The sequence below is a fragment of the Amycolatopsis sp. NPDC059021 genome (assembly GCF_042739895.1).
Classification (GTDB): domain Bacteria; phylum Actinomycetota; class Actinomycetes; order Mycobacteriales; family Pseudonocardiaceae; genus Amycolatopsis.
Window position 1 is genome coordinate 185,694 of the sequence record NZ_JBHYIQ010000001.1, and the last position, 22,395, is coordinate 208,088.

Below are 22,395 nucleotides of genomic sequence, written 5' to 3' on the forward strand. Positions count from 1 at the left end.
AACGGGGGGTGGGCGCGGGGCTCTCGGGGGGCTGGGGGGGGGGGGCGGGCCCCCCCTCTTGGGGGGCCCGCGCGCCCCCCCCTCCCCTCGGCGATCTCGGCGGCGCCGGGCACCTGTCCTGGGTGATCACCTCGTACCTGCTCGCTGAGACGATCATGACCGCGGTCGTCGGGAAGCTCGGCGACCTGTTCGGCCGCAAGCTGATGTTCCAGCTGTCGGTGATCGTGTTCACCGGCGGCTCGTTCTTCTGCGGGTTCGCGAACGACATGATCTGGCTGATCGTGGCGCGGGCGGTGCAGGGGCTGGGCGCGGGCGGGCTGATGGTCACCGCGACCGCGCTGGTGGCCGACGTCGTCCCGCTGCGCGACCGCGGCAAGTACCAGGGTGTCCTCGGCTCGGTGTTCGGTGTCGTCACGGTGCTCGGGCCGATGCTGGGCGGCCTGTTCGTGGATCACCTTTCGTGGCGCTGGGCGTTCTACGTCAACGTCCCGGTCGCGGTGGTCGTGCTGATCGTCGCGGCGAGCGCGATGCCGAGCGTGAAGGCCGCGGCGAAGCCGGTGATCGACTACCTGGGCATCCTGCTCATCGGCCTCGCCGCGACCGGGCTGACGCTGGTGACCAGCTGGGGCGGGACGCAGTACGCGTGGGACTCGCCGACGATCATCGGCATGGCCGCCGGCTCGGTGATCCTGCTGGTGCTGTTCGTCTTCGCGGAGAAACGGGCGACGGAACCGACCCTGCCGATGCGCTTGTTCCGGAACCCGGTGTTCACCGTGTCGGCGATCCTGAGCTTCGTCGTCGGGTTCGCGATGCTCGGGGCGCTGTCCTACCTGCCGACGTATCTGCAGTACGTGCACGGCATCTCGGCGACGAGCTCCGGTGTGCGGATGCTGCCGATGGTGATCGCGCTGCTGATCGCGGGCGTCTTCGCGGGCAACCTGGTCGGCAAGACGGGGCGGTACAAGATCTTCCCGATCCTCGGCGGCGTCGGGCTGACGGCCGGGCTGTACCTGCTTTCGCGACTGACCCCGGCGAGCGGGTTCTGGGAGATGTCGGCCTACTTCGCGGTGCTCGGTCTTGGCATCGGGCTGAGCATGCAGGTGCTGGTCATCGTCGTGCAGAACACCGCCGAATACCGGGATCTGGGCGTCGCGACGTCCGGGGTGACCTTCCTGCGGTCCATGGGATCCTCGTTCGGCGCGGCCATCTTCGGCACGATCTACGCCAACCAGCTGGCGCCGAACATGGCGAAGGCGTCGGCGGAACACCCGCTGCCGCCCGGGATCAATCCGCAGGCCGTGCAGGTCCCGATCGCGCTACACAAACTGCCGGAGCCGGTGGCGGCCCCGTACATCCAGGCCTACAGCGATTCGATCCACTCCGTGTTCCTCTACGCCGCGCCGGTCGGCCTGGTGGCGCTCGTGCTGGCCTTCTTCCTCAAGGAGGTCCCGCTGCGCGACACCGCCCGCGCCGGCGCCCCGGACCTCGGCGACGGTTTCGCGATGCCGGACCCGAGCGACCGCGACCAGGACCTGGAACGCGCGGTGGGCCGGATCCTCGCGCGCGAGGGACGTGCGGCGTCCGCCGGGATCGTCGCGCGTTCCGGCTGCGAACTGGACCGCGGCGGACTGTGGTGCGTCGGGCAGGTACGGCTGCGGGAACGCCGTGACAAGCCGACGTCGCTGACGGTCATCGGCGAGCGTTACGGCGTCCCGCCGGAGGTGTTCGAGCCCGCGTTCGCGAGGCTGGAGCTGACCGGGCACCTGACCTATCGCGGCGGCCAGTGGGCGACCACCGAACTCGGGCTCGCCGAACTCGACAAGCTCATCGGGGCCTGGAAGGACTGGCTGGCCGAGCGGCTCCAGGACTGGGGCCCCGAAGGACACGACGAACTGCACGCGGCGCTCGGCCGGGTGGCCAACCGCATCCTCGACCAGGCGGCCGACGACCGCCCGCACGGCAAGCACGCGGTCGCGGTCTGAGCAGCTCCGGTGAAGTCCGGCAGCGCGCCGGCTCAGCGGCGCGGGCGAAGGGGAAACTTCTGCACGTCCTGCCTGCTGCCGTCCCACTCGGTGGTGCGAAGCCAGTCCTCGAAGGTCATCATCTTCGGATGGATCCGGCGCAGGAGCGCGACATCGCGGTCGAGCTGGAAGACGTCACGTTCCTGGAAGAACCGGAACATGGCGGCGAAATCGTGCCCGGCGACCGGCATGGACGATTCCAGCGTGGTCAGCGACAGGGGCTGGTAGCCGCTCGGCGTTCCGGTGACCCGTTCGAAGGTCTCGGCGATCTCGTGGCCGGTGAGGCTGTCCGCGGTGATCGCCAGATCGCGGCTTCCCCAGTCCTGCCAGTGATCGAACACGAAGCCGGCGAACCAGGCGATGTCGTCCAGGCCGATGAGCGGATATTTTCCCGTTCCGAGGGGAAGGGTGAACACCAGGCCGTCACGGCCGTCGGGAAGCACACCCGGCTCTGGAGTGAGCCGCGACTGGAGGTTCTCGAAATACGAAGACGTCGTGAGGATCGACACGTGATCGGTGAACCACGCGTCGGCGTCGCGCTGCATCAGCTCCTCGGAGCGAAGGGTGCCGATGTGCGCGGCGACCGAAGCCTTCGCGTCGTAGTGGGGGACAGGAGTGTTCCCGGCGGTGAGGACGGCGGCATGGTCGAGCGAGGACCAGATGAACTTCTCGACCGATGCGGCCCTCGCCGCTTCGAGAACCGCGATTCCTTGGCGATGTTCGGCCAGGACGCTCCCGTTACCGAAGAAGTCGGTGTTGCAGAAGACCCGGTCCACGTCACCCATGGCCGCCGTGACGGACTCAGGCACGTTCAGATCACCCGCGACGAGCCGGACCCGGTCGCGGTCGAGATCGAGGATTTTCCCGGCCCCCGGCGAGGAGGGATCACGAGTGAACACGGTGACCTCCGCGTCCGGCGTTTGCAGGAGACGCCGGACGACCCGGCTGCCCATGGCGCCGGTTCCGCCGATGACGAGTGTGCGAGACATCGGTCTGTTTCCTCCGCTCAGCTCGTGTGGTTGTCGAGGATCAGCTCGGCGACCTGCTGATGGGTCGCGAGCCAGACATCGTCCCGATGCTTGTCGATCTGGCCGAGGAGCCGATCGAACATGTCCGACAACAACGGCCTGCCGCCGACGTGCGCGTGGACGGTCACGTTGAGAATGCCGGGACTCGGCGCGCTCAGCACATGGTCGAGCAGGTCCGTGTGCACGTCCAGGAACGCGCGCGGGGTGCCGGAGAAGCGGACGTCGGAAAATTCGCTGTGCATGATGGCGACGAGCGGGCCGGCGGGTGTCGGCACCACTTGCGGCAATTCGTGGTCGTTGTAATCGCCTGTCCACGTATACCCGGCCTCGGCCAGCAAATCCGCGGTCCGCGGTGAGGCGCAGGCTCGCGGGCTCATCCAGCCGACCGGACGGACTCCGCCGAGGGATTCGAGGATCTCCGTGCAGGTGCGGATGTTCTCACGCTCGGCCGCGGTGTCGAGGGCGGCCGGCATGACGTCCTGATCATAGGAATGGGCGGCGACTTCGTGTCCTGATTCGTAAACCGCCGATACCGACTCGGGAAAGCGTTCGGCTACGAGCGCGTTGATCCCGAATGTGGCGGGTGTTTCGTGTGCGCGCAGAATGTCGAGCAGGCGGAAGACTCCCGTTGTCACCCCGTACTCCGACCACGACACACTGTGCGTGTCGTACTGGCCCGGCGTCGGCCACGCGGCCGCCATCGGGGCATACGGCGGCCAGCTGCCCGGCGACCACAGTTCCAGCGCCGCGGTGATCATCACCGCGGCTTGCTTGCCTCCGGGCCACTTCGTAGGTGTGTCCACTGCGAACAGAGCTGAATCTCGTGGACGGAGGCGTGGTCGGGAATCCACAGTCATTTCGTGCTCCTGTCGCTTGTGGACTCAATTTATCTTCCCGCGGCCGGCGGAATCCAATGCCGGTTTTGCAAGGCTCATGCCTGGTGCGCATCAGCCCTGGCCCGCGTAAGTGGTGCTGTCGAAGACCGGCCGGTTACGATTCGGCGGTGGGTGAGTTCAAGCCGTCGCCGGACCTCGATCTCCGCGTCGTCCGGTACTTCGTGGCGGTCGCCGAGCACGCGCACTTCGGCCGGGCCGCGGCGGCTCTGCATGTCGGACAACCCACGCTGAGCCGGCAGATCCGCGATCTCGAGCAGCAACTCGGCGTGAGACTGCTGGACCGGACAGCGCAGGGAGCACAGCTCAGCGAGGCCGGTGAGGCGTTCCTGCCCAAGGCGCGGGCGCTGCTGCGTGCGGCGGCCGAGGCCACCGCGGCCGCGCGGAACATCCCTGGGCACGGCTCCCTGACGGTCGGCTATTCACCCGGCCTCGTCGTCACCCCGGTCGTCCGCGAGTTTCGGGGTGCGCACCCGGGCGTCACCGTCCGGACGATGTATCTGGGCTGGCGGCGCCCGGCCGAGGTCCTGCTCAACCGGCAGGTGGACGTCGCGGTCGTGCGCCTGCCGTTCCCCACGGCGGGCCTGCACATCACGCCGCTCCACGACGAACCTCGGCTCCTCGTGGTCCCCCGTGGTCACCGCCTGGCAGGCCGGGCATTCGTCACGATGGAGGACATCGCCGACGAGCCGATGCCGTGGGTACCCGATCTCGACCCGGACGTGCGGGCTTTCTGGCGTCTCGAACCACGCCCGGACGGTCATGTCACTCCGGCCGGACCCTCGATGCCCGCGCTCGACGACACGTGGGAACTCGTCGCGTCCGGCCAGACACTCGCCGTCGTCGCGCTGAGCCACGGTCAGCTCGTCCGGCCGGACCTGGAGCTGATCCCGCTGCGGGGAATCGCGCCGAGCAAAACCGTACTGGCCACCCGGGCGGACGACGGCACCAAGCTCGTGGCCGGCTTCGTGCGGTGTGCGACGACACACGAGTGGCAACCCGCCGGACGGCGACCCGCGAGTAACGGCGCAGAAGAGGCGTAGCGGGCCGGTTTGCGGTTACGTTCTCTTCCATGGCGAAGGATTCCGCGGTGGAGATCGAGGTCGGGGACCGGACGGTGCGTGTCTCCAACCCGGACCGGGTCTACTTCCCCGCCCGCGGGGAAACCAAGCTCGACCTGGTCAACTACTACCTGTCGGTGGGGGACGGGATCGTGCGCGCGCTGCGCGAGCGGCCGTGCATGCTGCATCGGTTCCCGTCCGGCGTGGCGGGGGAGAAGGTCCACCAGAAGCGGGTCCCGCACGGCGCGCCGCCGTGGCTGGAGACCGTGCGCGTGGACTTCCCGCGTTACGGTCGGCACGCGTACGAACTGTGCGTGACGGAGCTGGCGAGCGTCGCGTGGGCGGTCCAGATGTCCACTGTGGAGTTTCACCCGTGGAACTCGCGACGCTCCGACACCGAGCGGCCGGACGAGTGGCGGATCGACCTCGACCCGATGCCCGACTGCGGCTTCGACCGCGTCCGGCGGGTCGCGCACGTCGCCCACGAGGTGCTCGACGAACTGGGCGCGGCCGGCTGGCCCAAGACTTCGGGCGGCAGGGGACTGCACATCTACGTCCGGATCGAACCGCGCTGGGGATTCGCCGACGTCCGGCGTGCGGCGCTGGCCTTCGCCAAGGAGGTCGAGCGCCGTGCGCCGGATGACGTGACCACGACGTGGTGGCGCAAGGATCGTGACCCGGCGATGCTGTTCGTCGACTACAACCAGAACGCCAGGGATCACACGATCGCCAGCGCCTACTCGGTCCGCGGCGTGCCCGAGGGCACGGTGTCCACCCCGATCCGCTGGGACGAGATCGACGACGTCGAACCGCGGGACTGCACGATCGCGACAGTGCCCGCGCGCTTCGCGGAACTCGGCGACCTCCACGCGGGAATCGACGACACGGCGTATTCGCTGGAGACTCTCCTCGAATGGGCCGACCGCGATGGACTCGACGAGCAGCAAGACTCCTGAGTGCTGTCTCGCCTGATGGACGTGGAGGACAGCGGGGCGCGGACCAGGGCATCGTGACGTCCCATGCGGGAGACCGAAGAAACCGAGTACGACCGGAGCCGCCTGGCCGGGCTGTCGCGGCGTACCGCGTTGCGGCTGGCCGGGGTGGTGGGCGCGGCCGTCTCGGCCGGTCCACTGTGGACGGGGCGGGCGTCGGCGGCGAGCCCGATCGTGAAACCGTTGCCCGCGGACAAGTTCGTCGTCTACGGCAGCAACGCGGAGATGCGCTGGGAGTCGATGAGCGGGCAGGGTGAGCTCGTCCCGGTCGACCGGTTCTTCGTGCGGGACCACACCGAGACGCCTCGCATCGACGCGGCGGGCTGGCGGCTGAAACTGTGGGGCAGCGGCCTGCGTGGCGCGCCGCCCGAGGATCGCCCGGTCGAGTTCGGCTACGACGACCTGCGGCGGCTGCCCTCGCGAACGGTCACCGCGCGGATCGAATGCGCGGGGAACGGCCGGAGTTTCTTCACCAGCCAGCAGGGACAACGGGTCGAGGGCACGGCATGGGGCCTCGGCGCGGTCGGCGTCGCGCGCTGGCGGGGCGTGCCGCTCGGGACGGTGCTGCGCCGCGCGGGCCTGACCACGTCCGCGGTGGACATCCTGCCGAAGGGCCTCGACCGCGAGTACGTCACGGGCGGGGTGAACCTCGGCCGGGTCCGGCGCCCGCTGCCGGTGCGCAAGGCGCTCCGAGACGTGCTGCTCGCGTACGAGATGAACGGCGAACCCCTGCCGCCGGACCACGGTTTCCCGGTGCGGCTGGTGGTCCCGGACTGGATCGGCATCTCGTCGATCAAATGGCTCGGCCGGATCGAGGTGGCGGACCGGCCGCTGTACTCGCCGTGGAACACGCAGTACTACCGGCTCGTCGGCCCCGGGTATCCGGCCGGCGGCGAACTGGTCACCCGGCAGAACACCAAGAGCGCGTTCGAACTGCCGTGGGCGGCGACCCTCGGCGGCGGCCGCGAGCACGTCCTGCGCGGCCGGTCGTGGTCGGGGACCGGACGGGTGCGGCGGGTGGAGGTCAGCACCGACGGCGGGCGGACCTGGCGGCACACCACCCCGATGGGCGCCGGGCACGGCTGGCAGCGGTGGGCGATTCCGTGGCGCCCGCCGGGGCCGGGTTCCTACACCGTCCGCGCGCGGGCCACGGATTCGAGCGGTGTCACCCAGCCGGACGTCGCGCCGTACAACACCCAGGGCTACCTGTTCGGCGCGGTCGTCGCGCACCCGGTCACCGTCACGTGACCCGGCTGGCACATCCGGGGTCGCCATGCCGTGAAGGACTCCTTACCGGCGCTCAGTGCCGGTAAGGAGTCCTTCACGGACCTGGAGGCGTGTCACCGCAGGCCGGGGAGGCCCGCGGCGTAGTCGACCAGGGCGGCGCGGTCGGCGCGCTGGGCCTTGGCCATCAGGCTCGCGACGTGCTTCTCCACCGTGCGGGGCGAGATGTGCAGGCGTTGCGCGATGTCCTTGTTGCCCAGCCGGTCGGCGACCAGCACCAGGACCTCGTACTCCCGCACGGTGATCCCCGCCGCGCGCAGGTCGTCCGGCACCCGGTCGATGCCCGTGCGGCGCTGCCGGACCGGGGCACCGATGCCGCGCAGCAGGCCCCGGCAGGCACTGGCGACGGCGGGGATCCCGGCGGTGTGGAAGTATTCCTCGGCTTCCTTGAGCCAGGTCACGGGCTCGCCCCAGCCGTCGGCGGCGGCGCAGGCGGCCACCAGGCGCAGCGCGAGATGCCGGGCCACCGGGTACAGCTCGGCGGCCTCCAGCGCGAGGGTGGCGGCGGCGTTCGCCTCCTCGACGCGGCCGAGCCGCCCGAGCCGGACCGCTTCGGCGAGCCGGGCGAACTGGCGGTTCCAGCGCAGCCCGCCCGCTGCCGATTCGTAGTCCACTTCGGACGGTTCCGTGTCCGCCACGGCTTCGACCAGCAGCCGAAGGCCGTGCTGGCCCGCGAGGTGGAACCGGCTGGGCTTGCGTTCCTCCAAAGCAGACACCTGGCGCAGCTCGTCGCGGGCACGGGCGAAGTCCTCCTCCAGCAGGGAACAGAACACCCGCCCCATCCCGATGCTGAGCACGCGCTCCTGTGCGTCCTCGCCGCCCGCGGCGCGGAAGTCGTCCAGCGCCCGTTCCATACCCGCGCGGTCGGCCTGGTGGGCGGCGAGCACGGCGCGCACCATCAGGGCGTACTGCCGCAGCGCGGTGAGCCTGAGCCGGGTGATCACCGGCTGGTTCGCCTCCAGCAGTTCCCGCGCCCCGGCGAAGTCGGTGCGCATGACGGCGTGGATGGCGCGGACGACGGCGACCGCGCAGCTCAGGGTGATCGCGCCGGTGCGCGCGGCCTCGGTCCCGGCGAGTTCGAGGATGCTCTCGTCGCCGTCCGCGATCATGCTCTGCCCGCCGTGCCGGACGAGGACCTGGACCCCCAGATGGTGCAGCCCGTGCTCCTCGGCGACGCGCCGGGCGCGGCGCAGGTACCGGAAGGCCTCCTCGGTGTCGCGCTCGATCGTGATCATGCCGAGCACCTGGAGTGCCTGGCAGGCGACGAACGGCGCGTCGGCGCGTTCGGCGATCCGCCACGCCTGCGCGGCCAGCCGCTCGGCACGGAGCGTGTGGTCACGCCCCGGTACGTCGAGCCACAGGTTGGCCTCGACCGCGTCGATCGCCGCGCACTGTTCGTCGCGCATCTCCGAGCCCAGCGGGGCGCGGGCGCGCTCGAGCTGGCCGAGGCATTCGTCGTGCCGCCCGGCGACGTAGGCGGCCCAGGCGAGCTGGGTGTGCAGGTGCGCGACCTGGTCGAGGGTGCCGACCTCGGCGAACCGGTCGGCCAGCCGGACCGCGCGATCGAACTGCCCGGTCTGGCCCAGCGCCCGCAACAGGGTTTCGAGGACGTCCGCCCTGGCGGCCGCGCCGGCGGTGGTGAGCAGGTCCAGTGCCTTGGACAGCAACGACACCGCCGAGTCCGCCGCCCCGGCGTCGAGCGCGCGCCGCCCGGCTTCGGTGAACAGCGCCCCGGCGCCCGGTTCGTCCATCGCGGTCAGCCGGAGTGAACCGGCCAGCGCGCAGAGTTCGCCGGGCAGCCCGGGAAACTGCTCCTCGAGCACCTCGGCCGCGGAGCGGGCGAGCCGGGCCTTCGTGGCGGGGACGAGGCGGGCGAGCAGGGCTTCGGTGGTGAGCGGATGCCGGAAGGCGTACCAGCCGGGACTGGTTTCGTCGGTGGTGACCAGATGCGCGGACACCGCGGCGCCGAGGTGATTGTGGAGGGTCCGATCGTCCATTCCGGTCACGGCCTGGACCACCGAAAGCGGGAAGCGGTGCCCGAGGACGGCCGCGACCGACAGCAGCGTTTCGGCGTCTCCGCCCAGCTGGTCGACGCGGGAGCCGACGCTGTTCACCAGCGCCGCGGGCACCCGGGCGCGCAGTTCGCCGCTGGTGCGCCAGCCGTCCTTGCCCGCGACGAGGACCCCGTCGTTGAGCATTCCGTGCAGGAGTTCCTCGATCACGAAGGGGATTCCCGCGCTGTTGCGCCACAGCAGCTCGGCCGCGGCGTCGGGCAGCTTCCCCGCCTCGGTCTCCAGGCACGCGGCCGCGAGCCGCCTCGTGTCCTCGGGGCCGAGCCGGTCGAGTTCGAGCAGGACGCAGCTCCGGCGCCGGACCGCGGCGGTCACCAGCCCGAGGGCGCCCGGCGGGTCGCCGCGCAGGGTGCCGACCAGCAGGACCGGGCTGGCGGCCAGGTTGTCGACGAGGTATTCGAGGATGAACAGCGTTTCGGCGTCGGCGTCCTGGAGGTCGTCGAGCACGACGAGACAGCCGCGCTCGCGCCCGGTGACGGCGAGGAGCCGGTACACGGCCTCGGCCAGGACGACGAGCGAACTGTTGTCGTGCGGGCGGTCGCCGTCCCGCCAGTCGGGGACGAGCTGGGCGAGCACCGGGACGAACGGGCCGAGTTCAGGGTCAGGAGGCGGGCAGCCGCCGCGGAAGTGGGAGAGCAGGGCCTCGGCCAGCGGGCGGAAGGGCACCATCGGGCCGATCGAGCTGGCCCGTCCGCGCAGCACCGGCATGTCCGCGGCGAGCGCGCGGGCGGCGGTCTCGGCGGCGAGCCGGGACTTGCCGATCCCGCCTTCCCCGGTCAGGAAGATCGCGCCACCGCGCCCGGACCCGGCGGAGTCCAGCGCGTGGGCGAGGTCGCCGAGTTCGTTCTCCCGGCCGATCACCCGCGATGAACGAAGCGCCACGGAGCGACTATAGCGATCACCGGCGGCGGCGACCGGGCCGCCGGGTGCCGTCCCCGCGCCGGGACAGGACAGCTGGACAGGACATAAGGGGCGGAGACGTCCTCGGTGGGCGGCGTCCACCGGTATCGAGCGCGGGTCCGGTCCGGTACCACCGCTTTCGCGCGTCGCGGAAAAAGTTTCCGGATATGTGTAACGAAATCACCCGCTCGGATCCGAGGAGTGACGTTCGCGCCTTTTTCCCAGTTCACGACGAGTTTCGCGCGCGGCGGCATAAATGTATGCGTGTGGTACGTCCCTGTCCCGGACAGGTCGTCCGGGTGTTTTTCCCGGTGTGCCGATTGACGGCGTGGTGCGCGGCGGTCGTCGCGGATGGCGGTGTGATCAGGCGAATGGCCCTTTCCGCTCATATCCGCGATGCAGTATCGTGACCGGCGGCGGGGGCCGGATCCGGCCATCCGGGGCGCATGGCCACGTTTCGCCTTGGTGTGCATCAGGTCTTGCCGGGCCTCGTCTTTCTTCGTCCTCTGTTCACCGTCGCCGCGCGCGCTTTCGAACGAGCGCGTCCCCGTGGCGGCGAGAGCCACGTGATGGAGTTGCGAAATATGGCGAAGTCTCTGGAAGAATGGATCGAGACAGATGTGCGCGCGGTACAGGACAAATCGCTGTCCTGGCTGTCCCAGTACTACTTCTTCCGTGATCCGACGCGGCCTGCCTACATCGACCCTTATTATTTCTTCTCGCCGGCGGACGGGGTCATCCTCTATCAGGAGGTCGTCGAGCCGGGCGACTGCCTGGTCGACATCAAGGGGAAGCCGTATTCCCTGCGGGACGCGCTGCGCGATCCCGCCTACGGCAAGACGAGCCTGGTCATCGGTATCTTCATGACCTTCTTCGACGTGCACGTCAACCGGGTGCCCTACTCCGGGCGCCTCTCGTACCGGGAACTCGATGCGATCGACACCCTGAACCTCCCGATGCTCGCGGTGGAGAAGGAACTGGTGGAGGAACTCAGGATCGCCACGGGTGACGCGGAGTACCTGCACAACAACCAGCGCATGGTGAACAGGTTCGACAACGCGGATCTGAACGGGCCGTACTACGTCCTGCAGATCGCCGACTACGACGTGGACTCGATCACCCCCTTCGACCTGAAACAGAATCAGCCGGTCTCCCAGGGAGACCGCTTCTCCCAGATCCGCTACGGCTCCCAGGTGGACCTGGTCATCCCGGTGTCGGATCGCTACGACCTCGCGCCGCTGCAGCGGACAGGGGATCACGTCGAGGGCGGCGTCGACCCGCTGGTGCGGATCACGGACCGGGACACCGCCGCGGCGGAAGGAGCGGCGAGATGACGTCGACGACCACCCAGGCGCCCGCGGAACCCGCCGTGGGCGCGGGTCCGGACCGGCCCGCGGCCAACCCGACCCAGCTGCAGCGCCCCGCGTTCCTGCTCAACGCGCCGTTCTCCTACCGCACCGACGTGGCGAACAACATCTGGATGGAGGAACTGGCCGACGCCGAACGGGTTCCGGACTCGCGGAAGGCGATGACCCAGTTCCTCGAGCTGTACGGCTTCCTCGCGGGTGACGCCCTGGTCTACGTCCTGCCGACCCCGCGGACCGACGGCCTGCAGGACCTGGTGTTCACCGCGAACCTCGGGATCGTGCTGGAACACCTGCCGGACAAGGACACCGTGGTCGTGTCGAATTTCGCCTCGGTGCCGCGGCGCGGGGAGACCGCGGTCGGCGTCCCGTTCTTCGAGTCGATGGGGTACCGGACCTTCGTGCCGGAGACCTGGTTCGAGGGGGAGGCCGAGCTGAAACACCTCCACGACAACGTCTACGTCGGCGGATACGGGCAGCGTTCCCAGCGGGAGACCTACGACTGGATGGAACGCGAGTTCGACATGAAGGTCGTCAAACTCGAAGCGACCGACCGGTATCTCTATCACCTCGACTGCACCGTCTTCCCGATCACCAGGGAACAGACACTGGTGTGCACCGAGATGTACGAGGAGGACGAGATCGCCGAACTCGAGCAGTACACCGAGATCATCGACGTCAGCGCGGATCTGTGCTATGCCGGTATCTGCAACTCGGTGCGGCTGCACAACACGATCCTCAACGCCTCGCACATCCACGATCTGAAGGTGGGGACCGAGGACTACCAGTCCGAGATCGGCAAGAACCGCGCGCTGGAGGATATCGCCGGAAACCTGGCCTTCGAGCTGAGTTTGATCAACCTCAGTGAGTACCACAAGGGCGGCGCGCTGCTCTCGTGCATGGTGCTGCACCTCAACCGCTATTCCTACGCGTTCCAGCTGATCTGAAGACGGTCGCCGGCGCGCCGATCGTGCCGCTCCGCCGGAAACGGCCCGGCGGCACGGCCGGCGCCCGGACGCGGAATCGCGCTCGCGGGGACGAAACCTTGTGGTGCCCATTTCCGGTTCTTCCGCGCGTTTCGCGCGCGGACTTCGTGTGATCGAGGAGATCGTCGTGCAGGCACCGCCGCACCCCGAAACCGAAACCGGATCCGAGAACGCCGCGGAACCCGGTACGCACCGCAAAGCGCTGCGGGTGCTCTGGCGCTATTTGCGGCCCGTTCGCCCCCTGCTCATCGGCCTGCTGGTCCTGGAACTGGTCGCGCATGGCGCCACCCTGGTGCAACCGCTGGTCGCCCGCTGGGTGATGGAGCATCTGGAGGAAGGCAGCCGCGGGCTGATCGGGCCGGTGCTGATGCTCGCCGGGATCGCGCTCGTCGGCATGGTGCTGTCCTGGATCTGCACCTTCCTGCTCGGGCGGACGGGCATGGGACTCGTCCGCGACATGCGCCGCCGGCTGACCCGGCGGGTGCTGGCCGGGACTGTCGCCGCGGTGGAACGCCGCCCGGTCGGCGACTTCCTTTCCCGGGTGGGCAGCGACACCACGTTGCTGCAGGAGACGGTCGGCGGCGCGGTCATCAACGCGGCGGCGGCGCCGGTGGCGGTGCTCGGCGCGATCGTCCTGATGGGCACGATCGATCTCGGCATGCTCGGCCTGGTCGTCGGGCTCTTCGCGGTCACCACGTTCGGCGAGAAGTTCGCGCTGCGGCGGGTGGGGGAGGCCGTCGAGCAGGAACAGGCGAGGGTCGCGTCGATGACGTCGGCGCTGCAACGGGTGCTGATCGCCTTCCGCACGGTCAAGGCGTCCGGCACCGAACGCGCGGAGGAACACCGGATCGGGTCGGAGGCCGACGCCGCTTATCACGCCGGAGTGCGTTCGGTCCGCGCCGAGGCCTGGGTCGAGGTGATCGCGGGCGCTTCGGTGGATCTGACCTTTCTCATCGTGCTCGCTGTCGGCGCCACGCGGGTGGCGGACGGGACCCTCGGCGTCGGCGACCTGGTCGCCTTCCTCCTGTACCTGATGTACCTGCACGAGCCGGTCGAAGCCGTGTTCCATGCCGCGTCGGAGATCTCCGAGGGATTGGCCGCGGTGCGCCGGGTGGAGGAGATCCGGGAGCTGCCGACCGAACGCCCCCGGCCGGTCACGACCGGCTCGGCGGCGCGGATACCGGACGGCCCGCCGGAGGTGCGCTGCGAAGGAGTGTGGTTCGGGTACCGGGACCGGCCCGTGCTCCGGGACGTCGGGTTCGTCGCGCCGGTCGGCCTCACGGTGCTCGTGGGTACCTCCGGCGCGGGCAAGACGACGCTGCTGAGCCTGATGGAGCGGTTCGCGGACGTCGACAAGGGCAGAGTGCTGCTCAACGGCGTCGACGTGCGGGAGCTGGACCGCGCCGAGCTGCGCCATCGGCTGGCGTATGTCCAGCAGGAAGCGCCGTTGCTGGGTGAAACCGTGCGCGAGGCGGCGTTGTACGGCGCCGAGGGTTCCGAAGCCGATCTCCGGCAGGCGCTGCGCTCGGTGGCGTTGACGAACTGGGTCGATTCGCTGCCCGAGGGTCTCGACACGCGAGTCGGGGAGCGCGGCGTGTCGATCTCCGGTGGGCAACGGCAGCGGCTGGCCGTCGCGCGCGCCCTGCTGCGTGGCGCGGACGTGCTGTTGCTGGACGAGGCGACGTCGCAGCTGGACGCGATCAGCGAGCGAGTGCTGCTGGACTCCCTCGCCCACGAGGCGCGCGACCGGATCGTGCTCGCGGTGACGCACCGGCTCTCGGTCGCGGCGGAGGCGGACCGGCTCGTCTTCCTGGAGGACGGCGAGGTCCGCGCGGTCGGCAGGCACGAGGAACTGCTGCGCTCGGATCCGGTGTACCGCGAGCTGGTCGACGCCTCCGGGACCCGGGCCAACGGCGACCGGCCGTCCCGATGATCCGGGTCCCCGCCGAATGGGAGCCCCACAGCGCGCATGTGCTGGTGTGGCCATGGCTGTACCGGGTGTGGGGACGGCAGCTGGCCGGGGTGCAGCGCGAGTTCGTCACCGTCGCACGCACGATCGCCCGGTTCGAACCCGTGCTCGTCCTGGCACATCCCGCGGTGGCGGAACAGGCGCGGGAACGCTGCGGCCTCGCGGTGCGGGTCGCCGAGCTGGCCTGCGACGACCTGTGGGCGAGGGACACCTGCCCGGTGTTCGCGGTGAGTGAGCAGGGGGTGGTGACCGGGCTGGACGCCGGTTTCGACGGCTGGGGGCGGAAAGCCGTCGCGTGGCGGCGGGACGCGTCCGTAGCGCGCGCACTGTGCGCGCTGCTCGGCGTCCCGTCCCGGCGGATGCCGGCGGTGGTGGACGCCGGGGCGGTGATCACCGACGGCGAGGGCACGCTGATCGTCGGCGAGGAGTGCCTGCTCCGCCGGAATCCGGCTCTGGGCAAGGAAGAACTGACCCGGATCGTGGCCGGGGCGTACGGCGCCGAGGTGGTGATCTGGCTGCCGCACGGGCTTTTCGGGGACGAGACGGACGGGCATGTCGACGGCGTGGCGGCGTTCCTCGCCCCGGGGCGGGTGCTCGCGCAGACCGGGAAGGACTGCGGTGAGCCGGACGAGGCGCGGCTGGCGCGTAATCTCGACGTGCTACGCGCGAGCACCGACGCGCGCGGGCGCGGGCTGGAGGTCGTGGAGATTCCCCAGTACCCGGAGATCTATCTGGGGGACGAGGCCATCGCGTTGAACTACGTGAACTTCGCCCTGCCCACCGGCGCCGTGGTGGTGCCGGTGGGCGGTGTGCCCGAGGACGAGGCCGCGCTCGCCTTGTTCGAGGCGGAGTTTCCCGGGCGCGAGGTCGTCGGCGTTCCCGCCGCCACCCTCGCCTGGGGCGGGGGCGGCATCCGCTGCCTGACGCAGCCGATCCCCGCGCAGCTGCCGATGCCGGGCTGAAAACCGGCTCAACGAAGGGAGAAGATCTCCTCGTACAAGGGATTGCTCCGGAAGACCCGGCCGTGATGGGTGGACAGGAACGAACCGTGGTGGGTGCCGGTCACCGTTTCCAGCCGGGCCCGCAGATGGTAGTCCGGATGCCGGCCGTCGTCGCTCAGCGTCCGTCCGAGCCGGACGGACAACCGGTCGCCGGGCCGGACGTCGACGGGCTCGTCGAAACAGGGCAGATAGGTGGTGCCCCACGCCGTTTCGGTGGCCAGCGCGTCGATCGGCGGATCCTGCGGATGGGCCCAGAGGTTGATCCACAGCAGCAGCCCGTCGATCCGGCCCGCCGTGTGGACGGTCAGTTCGGCGGTCTCGACCGCTTCGACGGTCACGCCCGCCGCGAATTCGAGGGTTTCCACCGGGGCGTGGTCGGTCAAGAGCGCTTCGGGCGTGGGATGGCTGAGCAGCAGCCGCACGTCGAACGGATGACCGGTGCTCGCGAAAATCCGGTCGAGATAGGGTAGCGATTCGGGATGGAAAGCCAGATCCGGCACGATATCCCGCACGCAGATGCCGCCCGCCATCGTCACGCACCGGTCCGGCACCATGACCCCGCCCGGTGCCAGCAACCGCGCGTGCGCGTCGGCGAGTGCGGCCGCCGCGCCCTCCGAACCGCCGATCGAACCGATGATCTCGGAAACGCAGAGGTCGAAACGCCGATCGGTTTCCAGTTCGGTCGACCAGGACCGCACGAGGGTGAGCCGATCGCGATACGGCGATTTCTCCAGTGTTTTCCGCGCGAGCACGGCCGTGCTTTCCATGCCTTCGACGGCGGTGGCGTGGCGCGCGCCGTATTCCAGCGCCAGCGTGGCCCAGTCCAGGTCACGCCCGGTGCCGATGTCCAGCACGGTGCGTCCGGCCGACACCGCGCGCAACGCGGATTCGTAGGCCGATTCACATACTTTGTCCTCGGCCATGTAGTCGTAGTCGTAGGAATCGTAGACCGGGTACTCGCCCGGTGACGCCCAAAGCGTGAGCCGGTCGTCGGCGGCGCCCAGCGCTACCGGAACACGGATTTCCCGATGACGGGAAAGACTCTTTCTGCGAAAGCCGTTGATCATCAGGCCACTTCCATCGTCGAAATTGACCCGGACATTTGCTTATCGACCTGATGACAGTATCGGAACGGACCCGGTGCGCACAAGGGAACCCGTCGGCTCAGCGCATTACGCCGAGAGCCGCAGTGATTGCCGTGCGAAAAGGCTACGCGATTTCGAGTGAGCGCTCAGCCGATTTCCCGGTGAAGCCGGGGTGGCGGTACCGGCCGGTGCCGCCACCCCGGGAAATCCGCCTCGCCTACGATCCGAGCAGCACGGTGAGCGCGGTGGCGACCGAGGGCGAGCCGGGGTCGCCCTGCAGCGTGATCAGCGGGTTGGCGCTCATCGCGGTCCCGCCGCCCGCCAGCGCCTGGTTGCGCTTGCCGATGCCGCTCGGGCGCGGCAGCAGGACCGCGCCGAGCGGGTCCTCGGTGGTGCGTTCTTCCTTGTCGTACATGCGTTTTCCCCCTGTGGTGCCCGCGTGCCGATCAGAACGGGTGCGTGGTGGCGACCGTGCAGAACGGCGTGCTGTGGACCGTGTGCACGGTGTCCGCGCTGGCGTGCGGCAACGCCCCCGCGAGCGCGTTGTTGCGCCGTGCCGACGTCGTGGGCGTGGGCAACATGACTTCGCCGATCGCGTCGCCCTTACCCGACAGGCTGTTCTCCGGCATCGATGGTTCCTCTCTCCGTGGTGCTGTTCGCCGCCCCCGGCCGCAACAGCAGTGCCGACGGGACCCGCTCGGCGAATCCCAGCCGCAGCAGCCCGTAGCCGATCCCGGCCAGGCCGGTCAGCAGCCCCGGTGACGGCACGGCACCCGGTGTGCCACACCGCGGGCCGTGGCGATCCAGAGCCGCCAGCAGCGTGCCGACGCGGCACCGGACCGCGGCGGCGGCGCCAGTGTGACCATCCTCGGCCAGCACACACAAGGCCTCGACGATCCCGGCTTCGCCGTGGCAGAGGCTCATGTCCTTAAGGGGTGCCTGATCGGCCAGCGCGGCGACGGCCTCGTCCAGGACGACCCCGCCGGTGCCGACCTGCGCGTGGGCGAGCGCGGCGCCGGCGAGGCCGCCGCACCAGCCACGGCCGGTGCCCCGGAAGGCGGCGAAACCGGCCCGGCCGGACGCCCGGAAGTCCACCCGTTGGTGTGCCCCGGCGAGCGCCCACGCGACGCCCGCGGCGCCGGTCGCGAAGCCGTCATCGGTGGACGGTCCGCGGTCGAGCAGCAACTCGGCGTACCGCTGCGCGAGCCGCCTGGCCTGGTCGAGGCCCGTCTCCGCGTGGACGGCCCGCATCGCCGCGAGCCCGCCGGCGAGCCCGGTCGTGAACTGCGCCGGGGTGTCCGCGCTCGCCGAGGGCATCGCGGCGACGGCCTGTTCGACGAGTCCGGCGGGCACGTCGTCGCCGAGCAGGGCGGTCAGCCGGGTGGCGGCGTAGGCGACGCCGCCCAGCCCGAGCGGCCCGCCGCACCCGGCGGCGTCGGCGAGTTCCCGGTCGGTCCGCATCTTTTCGAGCAGTGCCGGGAGCGGGCGCACGGCCTGGACCGCGAGATCGTGGTACCGCGCGATCCCGGACAGCTCGGCGAGTTGAGCCAGGAAGAGCGCGACGCCGGTATAGCCCTCGCCGAGGCCCGCGCCCATGGGCAGCACGGCCCAGTACCGGTCGTCGATCACCTCGAGCCCGAGCCAGTTCGCACGCCGTTCGTCGCCGAAGGCGCGCGCGAGGATCCGGTCGGCGATCCCGCACGCGGTGACGAGCAGCTGCGCGGTGCCCGGCGCGTTGCTGGGCGCGGCGTCGGCGACGGTGTCCGCGCAGCGGTGCGTGACCTCGGCCGCGCCGCTCGCGAGCGACGCGGAGATCAGCCATTCCTGATCACGCTGGTCCACCGTGCTCATCGCGCCGAGTTTCGCGAGTACGGCGTCGAGCGCGGGCGAGGAGAGCAGGCCGTCGATCCGGTGCCCTTCCGAATCCCACAGCGCAGACGAGGTCGGCCGCGTGGTGAACATCGGCACGTCCCCGGCCCAGAGATCCTCGCGTTCGGCCGGGACGAGCCGCTCGCGGGCGAGGTCGCCCGCGGAGTCGGTGGCCAGCAGGTCGAAGGCGCCGTCGCGGTCCCGCGCGTCGCGCAGCAGGTCCGGATGCGTGGTTTCGTCGAGGATCCGGGCGTAGAAGTTGGTCGGCCGGATCAGCACGCGGATCGTGTCGCCGCCGCTGTCGCGCACCAGCCGGGCCAGCTCGTCGCGGGCGTCGGCGATCGTGTCGTAGCCGGTCCGGAATCCGCTCAGCAGGGCGGCGGTGTGCTCGGCGGGGTCGACGTCGCGCCCGTCGAGGCGGGGCCGGTTGAGCGCGCCCGGCAGGATCCCGGGGACGCGGCCGAGCCGCATCCGGTCGGTGCCCGCGTCGAGCCACCGGACCTGGTCGCTCGGCAGCTGCCCGCCGCGCCCGCCGAGCCCGGAGACGTCGATCGCGCCCCGTTCGCCGACCACGAGCTGGGGCAGCAGCATGGTGCGCTGGACGGACCGGGAAAGCACGTCCGCGGCGGGATCCGGCTGGTGCCCCGGGGTGGGCAGCGCCGGTTGCAGCAGCGTTTCGACGTCGACGAGCACCGGCTGGTCTCCGCAGGCGATGACGTTCTCGTAGTGCACGTCGGTGGCGTCGAGCGCGTGCAGCAGGGCCAGCAGGACGCCTTGCCGCCGGTAGAACCGGTCGACGTCGTCGAGGGACGCGCACGGCCGGTGCTCGACGAACCGCAGCCAGCCGTAGCCGGGCCGCACCAGCGCGTCCACGGTACGGAGCTGAAGGCCGGGGACCCGCGCGTTGAGCCACGCCACGATGGCGGAGAACCGGGTGTGCAGGCTCAGCGGCCGCGGTTTGTAGATCACCTTGCGCCCGCTGGAGAATTCGAGCAGCCGGACGGACCGGCCGCGCTGGTGCGAGTCCCCGGCGCCGCCGTACACCCGCAGCAGCGTCCCGAGATCGCCGTCGGCGAAGCTTTCGGCGATACGCGCGCGATCGGTGGTGAAGCGGCCCAGAACCTCCACAGTGGACTCGATGGTCTGGAGACACAGCTGCGCCAGCAGCCGGGCGAGGACCGGGTACGCGGTGAAGAGTCCGGTGAGTCCTTCCCGGGTGCCGGTGCGGCGGGCGAAGGCGGCGAACCGTTCGTCGGGGGTCGATCCGCCGAGCGCGCCCGCGGCACGGGCCCGGTCGAGCTCACGCACCAGCGTCCGCACGGCGATCGTGACGAGCCGGTCCCCGGCCTCGGCCGCCACCCGTTCGGTGAGGGTGTCCTCGTCGATGCCGGGCAGGTCCGCGGCGGCCTGGCCGAGGCGGTGGCGGACGACGTCGACGAGCGGGTGGAACACACCGGCGAACGTCGCCCGCCAGTCCTCGGGCGCCGGAAGGGCACTCGCCGGAGGAGTACGCGGCGTGGTGGCGCCGAGGGCTTCGGCGATGAACGCCGCCCAGTCCGGGCGGGCTTCGCCGGCGCGCCGCTCGCGTGCCGTGTGGCCGGGGGTCCACCAGCCCGGTGGCAGGGCCGTGGTGGGCCGCTCGGGAATCACTCCGATGATGGTGCCAGCGGGGACCGGGCGGGCACATGGGGGCGACGCCCGTATTTTCCGGCTCGTAGCCGCCGCGACGTCCTGACCTGCGAGGATCGTCGGCCAGCGGTGCCAGGTCCGCCCGTTGGGGCAGCGGACGCGGGGGTGTCCGCCCGCCCGCGGCGCGCGGCAGGCCGGGGCGGGAGCGGAATTTGGGGTCCGTGCCCCCATGTGCGCGCGCGGGGAACGCGTCACGATCTGGTGGTCGGCTGGGGGGCCGCTGGTGGCAGGGAGGTGTCGGTGCACGTTCTTCGCCGCGTCGAACTCAGGGGGCGCAACGAACCATGACCACGTTCCGGTACTCCGAACCCGCGCGGGGCCGTCGCCCGCGGCGCCGCGCGCGGGCCTGCCGCTCGCTGAAGATCGTGCTCTCCGGCCTGCCGCCGGAAACACACGCGTGGAACCTGGTGGCACTGCAGCTGATCATGGAGGGCATGGGGCACGAGGTGGTGAACCTCGGTGCCGGCGCGGACGTGGCGCGGGTCCTCGCCGCCTGCCGCCGGGAACGGCCGGACTGCCTGGTGCTGAGCACGGTCACCGGCCGCGGCCAGGAGGAGGCCGCGCGGGTGATCTCACGGGTGCGGGCCGATCCCGCGCTCGCCGGTCTCACCGCGGTGCTCGGCGGCAGGCTCGGCGCGGGCGGCGATCCCCGCGCCGAGTTGCTGGGGCTCGGCTTCGACGAGGTGTTCCACGTCGATTCCGCCGACACCGGGAAGGCGGTGGCCTCGTTGCGGGAGTTCGTTTCCACGCGCGCGTGCTGAGAAATGGGGGTACGCACCGAGGGGACGCCCCCGGTGCGTCTCGGCTGCGGTCCGTGGGGGCCTCTGGGTCCATCGAGGAGGCCCCCACGGATGATCAGAGGCGTTCGACGATGGTCGCGTTGGCCAGTCCGCCCGCCTCGCACATCGTCTGCAGGCCGTAGCGGCCACCGGTCTGCTCCAGCACGGACACCAGCGTGGTGAGCAGCCGCGCGCCGCTGCCGCCGAGCGGGTGACCGAGCGCGATCGCGCCGCCGTTGACGTTGACCTTCGCCAGGTCGGCGCCGAGCTCGGCCTGCCATGCCAGCACGACACTCGCGAACGCCTCGTTCACCTCGAAGGCGTCGATGTCCGAAAGGGACAGTCCGGCCCTGTCGAGCACCTTGCGGGTGGCCGGGATGATCCCGGTGAGCATGTAGATCGGGTCGTCGCCCGCGACGGCGAAGCTGTGCAGCCGCGCGCGGGGACGCAGCCCGAGCTTCGCCGCGGTCTCGCTGCTGGTGATCAGCACGGCGGCGGCACCGTCGTTGATCGGCGACGCGTTGCCCGCGGTGAGCCGCCAGTCCAGTTCGGGGAAGCGCTGCTCCCAGACGTCCGCGCGGTAGGCGGGCCGCAGTCCGGCGAGGATCTCCGGGGTCGTCCCGGGACGGACGGTCTCGTCGGTGGTGACGTCGGCGAGCGTCCCGTCCGGGCGGGGCGCCTTGAGCGGGGCGACCTCGCGGGCGAAGCGCCCTTCGGCCCACGCGGCGGCCGCGCGGCGGTGGCTTTCCGTGGCGTACGCGTCGAGACGTTCTCGCGAGAATCCCCATTTCGCAGCGATCAGCTCGGCGCTGATTCCCTGCGGCACCAGCCCTTCCGGGTACCGCGCCGCGACGCCGGCGCCGAACGGGTCCTGCCCGGCGGCCTGGCTGCCCATCGGCACCCGGCTCATCGACTCGACGCCGGAGGCGATCACCACGTCGTAGGCCCCGCTGATGACGCCCTGCGCGGCGAAGTGCACGGCCTGCTGGCTGCTGCCGCACTGGCGGTCGACCGTCACCGCCGGCACCGATTCGGGCAGCCCGGCGGCGAGCGCGGCCCAGCGCGCGGTGTTCATGCTCTGCTCGCCGATCTGGCCGACCGCGCCGCTGATGACGTCGTCGACCCGGGCGGGGTCGATCCCGGTCCGCTCCACCAGCGACCGGATCGCGTGCGCGTGCAGGTCGACCGGATGCACCCCGGCGAGGGTGCCGTTCGGCTTGCCCTTGCCGATCGGGGTGCGTACGGCGTCGATGATCACTGCGTCGGTCATGGCCCGTTCCTCCTTCTGTGCCTGAGGAAATCCGGTATACGCCCAGTGAGTTGGATTCCACAACCCACTGGCCCCGCTGGTGTCGCCGAGGTCACAGCGGCCGGTCCACGTGCTAGGTTGGATTTGACGACT

16 protein-coding genes and 1 pseudogene are annotated in these 22,395 nt (G+C 70.7%); 9 read left to right on the forward strand and 8 right to left on the reverse strand.

The annotated features are described in order from the left end of the window. Nucleotides 1-73 precede the first annotated feature (73 nt). A pseudogene (locus tag ACFWX1_RS00740) lies at nt 74-1,982 on the forward strand (MDR family MFS transporter); the annotation flags it as partial. A 32-nt stretch (nt 1,983-2,014) separates the two neighbouring features. Here the strand turns inward: ACFWX1_RS00740 and ACFWX1_RS00745 are convergent. Next, nucleotides 2,015-3,010, reverse strand: coding sequence for an NmrA family NAD(P)-binding protein (locus tag ACFWX1_RS00745; protein ID WP_378382698.1), 996 nt, complete (start codon nt 3,008-3,010; stop codon nt 2,015-2,017). Nucleotides 3,011-3,027: 17 nt separating this feature from the next. Further along, nucleotides 3,028-3,807, reverse strand: coding sequence for a polysaccharide deacetylase family protein (locus ACFWX1_RS00750; RefSeq protein ID WP_378382743.1), 780 nt, complete (start codon nt 3,805-3,807; stop codon nt 3,028-3,030). Nucleotides 3,808-4,052: 245 nt separating this feature from the next. Between ACFWX1_RS00750 and ACFWX1_RS00755 the strand changes: the two genes are divergently transcribed. The 3 genes from ACFWX1_RS00755 (at nt 4,053) to ACFWX1_RS00765 (ending at nt 7,243) form a co-directional block, all read left to right on the forward strand. After that, nucleotides 4,053-4,985 carry a LysR substrate-binding domain-containing protein gene (locus tag ACFWX1_RS00755; protein ID WP_378382699.1) on the forward strand — a complete coding sequence of 311 codons (933 nt, stop codon included), beginning with the start codon at nt 4,053-4,055 and terminating at the stop codon, nt 4,983-4,985. 29 nt (nt 4,986-5,014) lie between these two features. Then, the gene (gene ligD, locus ACFWX1_RS00760) at nt 5,015-5,959 is read left to right on the forward strand and encodes a non-homologous end-joining DNA ligase (protein ID WP_378382700.1); all 945 of its coding nucleotides are present in this window, start codon (nt 5,015-5,017) and stop codon (nt 5,957-5,959) included. Nucleotides 5,960-6,022: 63 nt separating this feature from the next. Next, a complete protein-coding gene (locus ACFWX1_RS00765; RefSeq protein ID WP_378382701.1) occupies nt 6,023-7,243 on the forward strand; it encodes a sulfite oxidase in 1,221 nt (406 codons plus the stop codon). Nucleotides 7,244-7,335: 92 nt separating this feature from the next. Here ACFWX1_RS00765 and ACFWX1_RS00770 read toward each other — a convergent pair whose 3' ends face one another. After that, nucleotides 7,336-10,233, reverse strand: a complete 2,898-nt coding sequence (locus ACFWX1_RS00770; RefSeq protein ID WP_378382702.1) for an AAA family ATPase — start codon at nt 10,231-10,233, stop codon at nt 7,336-7,338. 602 nt (nt 10,234-10,835) lie between these two features. Between ACFWX1_RS00770 and ACFWX1_RS00775 the strand changes: the two genes are divergently transcribed. The 4 genes from ACFWX1_RS00775 (at nt 10,836) to ACFWX1_RS00790 (ending at nt 15,532) form a co-directional block, all read left to right on the forward strand. Then, nucleotides 10,836-11,585, forward strand: coding sequence for a phosphatidylserine decarboxylase (locus ACFWX1_RS00775; RefSeq protein ID WP_378382703.1), 750 nt, complete (start codon nt 10,836-10,838; stop codon nt 11,583-11,585). Next, nucleotides 11,582-12,562 carry a dimethylarginine dimethylaminohydrolase family protein gene (locus ACFWX1_RS00780; RefSeq protein WP_378382704.1) on the forward strand — a complete coding sequence of 327 codons (981 nt, stop codon included), beginning with the start codon at nt 11,582-11,584 and terminating at the stop codon, nt 12,560-12,562. The genes ACFWX1_RS00775 and ACFWX1_RS00780 overlap by 4 nt, the downstream gene beginning before the upstream one ends. A gap of 148 nt (nt 12,563-12,710) precedes the next feature. Continuing rightward, a complete protein-coding gene (locus tag ACFWX1_RS00785) occupies nt 12,711-14,534 on the forward strand; it encodes an ABC transporter ATP-binding protein (RefSeq protein WP_378382705.1) in 1,824 nt (607 codons plus the stop codon). Beyond that, a complete protein-coding gene (locus ACFWX1_RS00790) occupies nt 14,531-15,532 on the forward strand; it encodes an agmatine/peptidylarginine deiminase (protein WP_378382706.1) in 1,002 nt (333 codons plus the stop codon). The genes ACFWX1_RS00785 and ACFWX1_RS00790 overlap by 4 nt, the downstream gene beginning before the upstream one ends. Before the next feature lie 8 nt (nt 15,533-15,540). Here ACFWX1_RS00790 and ACFWX1_RS00795 read toward each other — a convergent pair whose 3' ends face one another. The 4 genes from ACFWX1_RS00795 to ACFWX1_RS00810 form a co-directional block, all read right to left on the reverse strand. Beyond that, on the reverse strand, nt 15,541-16,638 hold the full coding sequence (locus ACFWX1_RS00795) for a hypothetical protein (RefSeq protein WP_378382707.1): 1,098 nt from the start codon (nt 16,636-16,638) through the stop codon (nt 15,541-15,543). Nucleotides 16,639-16,873: 235 nt separating this feature from the next. Next, complete coding sequence (locus tag ACFWX1_RS00800; protein ID WP_378382708.1) at nt 16,874-17,071, reverse strand: hypothetical protein; 198 nt, start codon at nt 17,069-17,071, stop codon at nt 16,874-16,876. A 31-nt stretch (nt 17,072-17,102) separates the two neighbouring features. Continuing rightward, nucleotides 17,103-17,285: a hypothetical protein gene (locus tag ACFWX1_RS00805; protein ID WP_378382709.1), complete on the reverse strand. Its 183-nt coding sequence runs from the start codon at nt 17,283-17,285 to the stop codon at nt 17,103-17,105. Beyond that, nucleotides 17,260-20,175, reverse strand: a complete 2,916-nt coding sequence (locus tag ACFWX1_RS00810; RefSeq protein WP_378382710.1) for a type 2 lanthipeptide synthetase LanM family protein — start codon at nt 20,173-20,175, stop codon at nt 17,260-17,262. The genes ACFWX1_RS00805 and ACFWX1_RS00810 overlap by 26 nt, the downstream gene beginning before the upstream one ends. Nucleotides 20,176-20,498: 323 nt before the next feature. On the opposite strand from ACFWX1_RS00810, the gene ACFWX1_RS00815 reads away from it, so the two are divergent. Next, the gene (locus tag ACFWX1_RS00815; protein ID WP_378382711.1) at nt 20,499-20,975 is read left to right on the forward strand and encodes a cobalamin-dependent protein; all 477 of its coding nucleotides are present in this window, start codon (nt 20,499-20,501) and stop codon (nt 20,973-20,975) included. 94 nt (nt 20,976-21,069) lie between these two features. Here ACFWX1_RS00815 and ACFWX1_RS00820 read toward each other — a convergent pair whose 3' ends face one another. After that, nucleotides 21,070-22,263 (reverse strand): thiolase family protein, encoded by a 1,194-nt coding sequence (locus ACFWX1_RS00820; protein WP_378382712.1) that lies wholly within the window; start codon nt 22,261-22,263, stop codon nt 21,070-21,072. Nucleotides 22,264-22,395: the final 132 nt, after the last annotated feature.